This window comes from Neisseria sicca VK64 (genome assembly GCF_000260655.1).
Classification (GTDB): Bacteria; Pseudomonadota; Gammaproteobacteria; order Burkholderiales; family Neisseriaceae; genus Neisseria; species Neisseria sicca_B.
On sequence record NZ_AJMT01000123.1, the window covers coordinates 1 to 5,263 of the forward strand.

Genomic DNA, 5,263 nt, shown 5'->3' on the forward strand with positions numbered 1-5,263 from the left:
ATGCAAACCCGGTGATGAAAAGGCCGTCCGAATCCAGTCCGGAGTCGGACGGCCTTCGTGTCGGGCGGGTAAGGCTGCCATGCCTGTCCCGCTTCATTCAGCCGTCAGATCAGGATGTATGGGGAGACCTATGTGGAAAGGTCGGCGGATTCGCATTTGAAGTGCAACTTTCCATAACAGAAAAAGGCCAGTATGCGGTAGCATACGGCCTTTCCTGCAAGAAAGATTGCCATGAGCTACACACAACTGACCCAAGACGAACGATACCATATCCAATACCTGTCCCGCCACTGCACCATCGCCGAAATCGCCAAACAACTTAACCGCCACAAAAGCACCATCAGCCGAGAAATCAAGCGGTACTGCATCCAAGGACAGCAATACAGCGCCGAAAAAGCACAGAAGCAAAGCCGGCTGACCAAACAGCATAAGCGAAAACCCTATAAGCTCGATTCGCGGCTGGTTCAACACATCGACACCCTTATCCGCCGCAAACTCAGTCCCGAACAGGTATGCGCCTACCTGCGCAAACACCACGGGATCACACTCCATCACAGCACCGTTTACCGCTACCTCCGCCAAGACAAAAGCAACGGCGGCACGTTGTGGCAACACCTCAGAATATGCAGCAAACCCGCCTGCGCGGGAATGATGGTTCATAATACTGATTAAAAACCAAGCCGCACGTAGCGTGGGTTCTATCCACGAATAAACAGAGATGATTGGATTCGGATGTTTGGGGAGAAGGTCGTGGGCGAAGCCTACGCTACGGGTTCGGTTTGTCCCAAGTCTGTGCCTATTTGACGGAAAGGTCGTCTGAAAACCGGAATACTTAGTTTTCAGACGACCTTTTTGCAGAGAGAGCTTTACGGATAAGACCTCTGCGCCGTCAGAATGAACAGGGATAATTGGATTCGGATGTTCGGTGAAAGGTCGTGGGCGAAGCCCACGCTACGGGTTGGTTTATCCTAAATCTGTGTTCACGCGCTGAGCAGGCTTTGGGCGAGGAAGCCGCCTTTTTCTACACCGGGGAGGATGAAGAAATAGCCGCCGCCGAAGGGGCTGATGTATTCTTCCAGCGGTTCGCCGTTGAGCAGGTTTTGGACGAAGATGAAGCCGTCGGCGAGGTTGGCTTGGTAGCAGATGAAAATCAGGCCGACGTCGAGCTGGCCGTTGGCGGCGAGGCCGCGGGAGTAGTTGAAGGCGCGGCGGTAGAGCAGGTGTTTTTTCATGAACTCGGGGTCGCGCGGGTTGGCGAGCCTCATGTGGCTGTCTTTGGGGGTGGTTTTGCCGTCGGGGTCTTTGGCGAAGTCGGCGGTGTCGCTCTCTTTTTTGCCGTCCATGGGGGCGCCGCTGTATTTGCGGCGGCCGAAGATTTCGGTTTGTTCCTGCAAGGGGGTTCTGTCCCAGAATTCGACGAAGTGGCGGATGAGGCGGACGGCTTGGTAGCTGCCGTTTTTCGCCCAGGCGGGTTCGTCTTGGCTGTTGGCGGCGATGCCTGTCCAGAGGACTTGGTCGGCAATTTTGGGATCGGATACGTCGGGGTTGCCGGAACCGTCGCGGAAGCCTAGGAGGTTGCGGGCGGCGATGGCGCCGGGTTCGGCTTTGGGCAGCCAGCCGTCTATGCTCCAGCGGATGACGGCGGTTTGGGCGGTGTTTTTGATGATGTCGCGCAGGGCGGCTTGGCAGGTTTCGGGGGTGAAGGCACAGATTTGGAGGCTGAGGTCGCCGTCACACCATGATTTTTGGAGGCGGTCGTTGGGGAAGTCGCGCATTTCTTGGAGGTGGCGGGGTTTTTTGTCTTTGAGTCCGAAACGGTCATCAAAGAGGCTGCTGCCGACGCCGACGGTGATGGTGAGGCCGTCGGGGCGGAATGTTTTGCCGAGCAGGCCGCTGCCTGCGGGAGGGAGTTTTTCGTCGCCGTCTTGGTATTCGCCGCCTTGGGTGAGGAATTCGATGCGGGCGGTAAGGGTGCGGAAGAGGTTTTCGAGTTGTTTGGGGTCTTTGGCGGTTACGTCGAAGGCGCACATGATGCCGAAGAGTTGGTGCGGGGTGGTGATGCCGGCCTGGTGGGTGCCGTAGCAGGGGTAGGCTTGCGGGGAGTGTTCGTTGAGACGGGTCTCGGCGGCGGTTTCGCCTTGTTGTTTGCCGGCGAACCAGCCTGCCGCGCCGGCTGCGCCTGCGGCAAGGACGGTTTTGAACAGGGTGCGTTTGGTCGGTTGGGTGGGTTGTGAATTGTCTTGGCTCATGGTTTGTCCTGAATGTAGGTCGGATTCTTGAATCCGACGTTTGGCATGACGGCAAGGTGTGTCGCGGTTTGTACTTTGTCGGATACAAGTATCCGACCAACAGGGCTGACGGTAGGGTTAGGTTGGGTGGTTAAACCTGACAAAACGTTGGAATGAAGAGGTTTTGTTGGGTCTCGACCCAACCTACGATTGCTTTGTCGGATACAAGTATCCGACCTACACGGCTTTGGGGGTTCGTGGGCAAAGCCCACGCTACGTCTGCGATTGCCGCGCGGGCATAACTGCTGTCAGCGATAAGTTTTCAGACGACCCCTTGTATCTCAAAAGGTCGTCTGAAACGGGCGGGTAAAAAGTTTATTTGAGACCCAGTGTGCCGCGCAGTTGGCTCAGGTCTTCGGCAAGGGCGTTAATCGGTGCCTGAAGGGTTTTGCGGTCTGCGTCGCTGAGTTTGTCGTAGGTTTCAAAACCGTCTTTAGTTTTGTATTTGGCGAGGATGTCGGTTACTTGTTTGAAGTTGGCATCGACTTTTTCGAGCAGGGCTTTGTTTTTCTCGGCAATCATCGGACGGAAGAGTTCGACGATTTTTTGCGCGCCTTCGATGTTGGCTTGGAAGTCGCTCAAGTCGGTGTGGCTGTAACGGTCTTCTTCGCCGCTGATTTTGCTGCCGGCAACTTCTTCAATCAACACTGCCGCGCCGCCGACGACTTTGTTCGGCGGGAAGGAGAGGGCGTCGATTTCTTTTTGCAGGGCTTCAACGTCTTTCATGAGTTTGTCGGCAATGTCTTTCACGCCGGATACGTCTTTTTTGACCCACAGGGCGTGTTCGATGCGGTGGAAGCCGGTGAAGGCCGCGTCTTCGGTTTTGTCTTTGAAGTCGTCTTCACGCGCGTCGATGGCGGGGTCGAGTTCGTTGAAGAGTTCGGCAATCGGCTCGATGCGTTCGTAGTGGGTGCGGGCGGCGGCAAACAGGGATTTGGCTTTTTCGATGTCGCCCGCTTTGACGGCGTCGGTGAAGGCTTTGGTTTTGGCAACCAGCTCTTTGGCTTCGCCTTGGACGTAAACTTTATAGTCGGCAAGCGGTTTGGCAAGTTTTTCCAAATCGGCTTCGTTGCCGGTTTCTTTAAAGCCGCTGTCGGTTACTACCAATTTGCCGCGCGGGTTGGTCAAGAGGCCGCAGGTCATTTCGTATTCGCCCGGCAGCAGGGTAACGGTCATTTTGTCGGAAAGTCCGGGGGCGATGTTTTCGCGCTCGTCGACCACCATTACGCCTTTGAGGATTTCCCATTCGAGCTTTCGGCCGCTGTTGTTTTTGATGTTGAACACGACTTGTCCGCTCGGTACGGTCAGTTCCATCGGTTCGCAGGCGGTGTCGTTCACGCCGACGTTGACGGTGCCGCCGGCATTTGCGCTTGATGCACCTGATGCGGCAGGCGCGGATTTTTCCGCTTCGGGCGGCTGACACGCGGTCAGACCCAAAGCCAGCATCACGGATAAAGCAGTTATATTGAGTTTTTTCATTTCAAACCTCTTTGGCATGTTGATAAGAATGGGATACGGAATTTTTAAGCGCCACTAATGGCTTTCAGACGACTTCTGCACGGCAGCAGGCTTGCTGCCGTGCAGAAACCAAATCATGACCGGAACCAAATACAGCAGCCACGCCAGCACCTCGCCCTGCGTCGGGTGGTCGGTATAGCCGAAGAAGCCGCCGAGCAGCACGCCCAGCGGGCTGTCTTCATGCAGGTATTTGGAAGAATCAAACACCACTTCTTGCAGGTGGTTCCACACGCCCGCCTCATGCAGCGCGCGCAGCGAACCGGCCACCAAACCGGCGGCCACCACAATCAAAAACGCGCCCGTCCAGCGGAAAAACTTCGCCAGATTCAGACGCATACCGCCCTGATAAATCAGCGCGCCGATGACCACTGCGGCCAGCAGCCCCAATACCGCGCCGACGGGCATAGACCAAGTCGGACTCTGCTGAAACACCGCCAAGAGGAAAAACACACTCTCCAGCCCCTCGCGCGCCACAGCCAGAAAAGCCATGCCGACCAAAGCCCAGCCTTGGCCGTTGCCGCGGTTTAAGGCCGTCTGAACCGAATCCTGAAGCTGCTGCTTCATCGAACGGGCGGCTTTTTTCATCCATAAAATCATATAAGTCAGCATCGCCACCGCCACCAAACCGATAACGCCGACCACAAATTCCTGCTCCTTCTGCGGAATCTCGCCCGTTGCCGAATGGATGCCGTATCCGATGCCCAAACACATCAGCGCAGCCAAAGCCACACCCAGCCACACCTTAGGCATCAGCCGCGAATGTCCCGACTGTTTCAAAAAACCGGCGACGATACCGACGATCAAAGCCGCCTCGATACCCTCGCGCAACATAATCAAAAAAGCAATCAACATATATAAAACAAACCTTAAAACTTAATATCCATATGAGGGCCAAAACCAGCCCATTTTGCCTTCACCGCATTCGAATTTACATACAGCAAATATTCATGAAGCCTATCGAAACCTTCATGGCCGAACCACAGGCTTCCCCTCGGACAACGCGATAAACAAACACGCCCCGCGTTCCGCAATACAAAAGCTTGCGGCTGAAAAACTTGTTACGGCTAAAACAAATGATTGTGTCACCGTCCAACGCCCTAAAGAAGAAAGAGAAGAAAAGGGCTATCGGTATCAGCATGACGGACATGACAAACCTCTCTAAAAAATTCAGACGGCCCCAGTTAGACAGGGCAGTAGAAATTTTGTTTGAAAATATCGGGTTTGAAATACTGTCTGATACGCCAAAAATATCTATCGGATATCTGATTCCGCCGTCTCTTTATCTCAAGTCTGACAAAGTACCGCCATCTGCCTGTCTTAAAAGTAAGAGTTTATAAACGGAGTCGCACAAATGCAAATAATTTTTATTATTTCATCAGTAAACCATTATTTAAACAAGCCAAAAGGCAGCGTCAGAATTTACCGCAAAACAAAGCGAATCAACGTCATACGCTTTC

Annotated in this window: 3 protein-coding genes and 1 pseudogene; 1 reads left to right on the plus strand and 3 read right to left on the minus strand. The window is 54.2% G+C overall.

Features of this window, described 5'->3' with window-relative positions; translation table 11 throughout:
* Window positions 1-231 precede the first annotated feature (231 nt).
* Window positions 232-636 (plus strand): annotated as a pseudogene (locus HMPREF1051_RS07495) (transposase); the annotation flags it as partial.
* Window positions 637-980: 344 nt separating this feature from the next.
* Here the strand turns inward: HMPREF1051_RS07495 and efeB are convergent.
* The 3 genes from efeB to efeU all read right to left on the minus strand — a co-directional run bounded on the left by efeB (window position 981) and on the right by efeU (window position 4,658).
* Window positions 981-2,249: an iron uptake transporter deferrochelatase/peroxidase subunit gene (gene efeB, locus HMPREF1051_RS07500; RefSeq protein WP_003766606.1), complete on the minus strand. Its 1,269-nt coding sequence runs from the start codon at window positions 2,247-2,249 to the stop codon at window positions 981-983.
* A gap of 354 nt (window positions 2,250-2,603) precedes the next feature.
* Window positions 2,604-3,767, minus strand: a complete 1,164-nt coding sequence (efeO, locus tag HMPREF1051_RS07505; RefSeq protein WP_003766598.1) for an iron uptake system protein EfeO — start codon at window positions 3,765-3,767, stop codon at window positions 2,604-2,606.
* Between the two features lie 54 nt (window positions 3,768-3,821).
* Window positions 3,822-4,658 (minus strand): iron uptake transporter permease EfeU, encoded by an 837-nt coding sequence (efeU, locus tag HMPREF1051_RS07510; protein WP_003766604.1) that lies wholly within the window; start codon window positions 4,656-4,658, stop codon window positions 3,822-3,824.
* Between the last annotated feature and the right edge of the window lie 605 nt (window positions 4,659-5,263).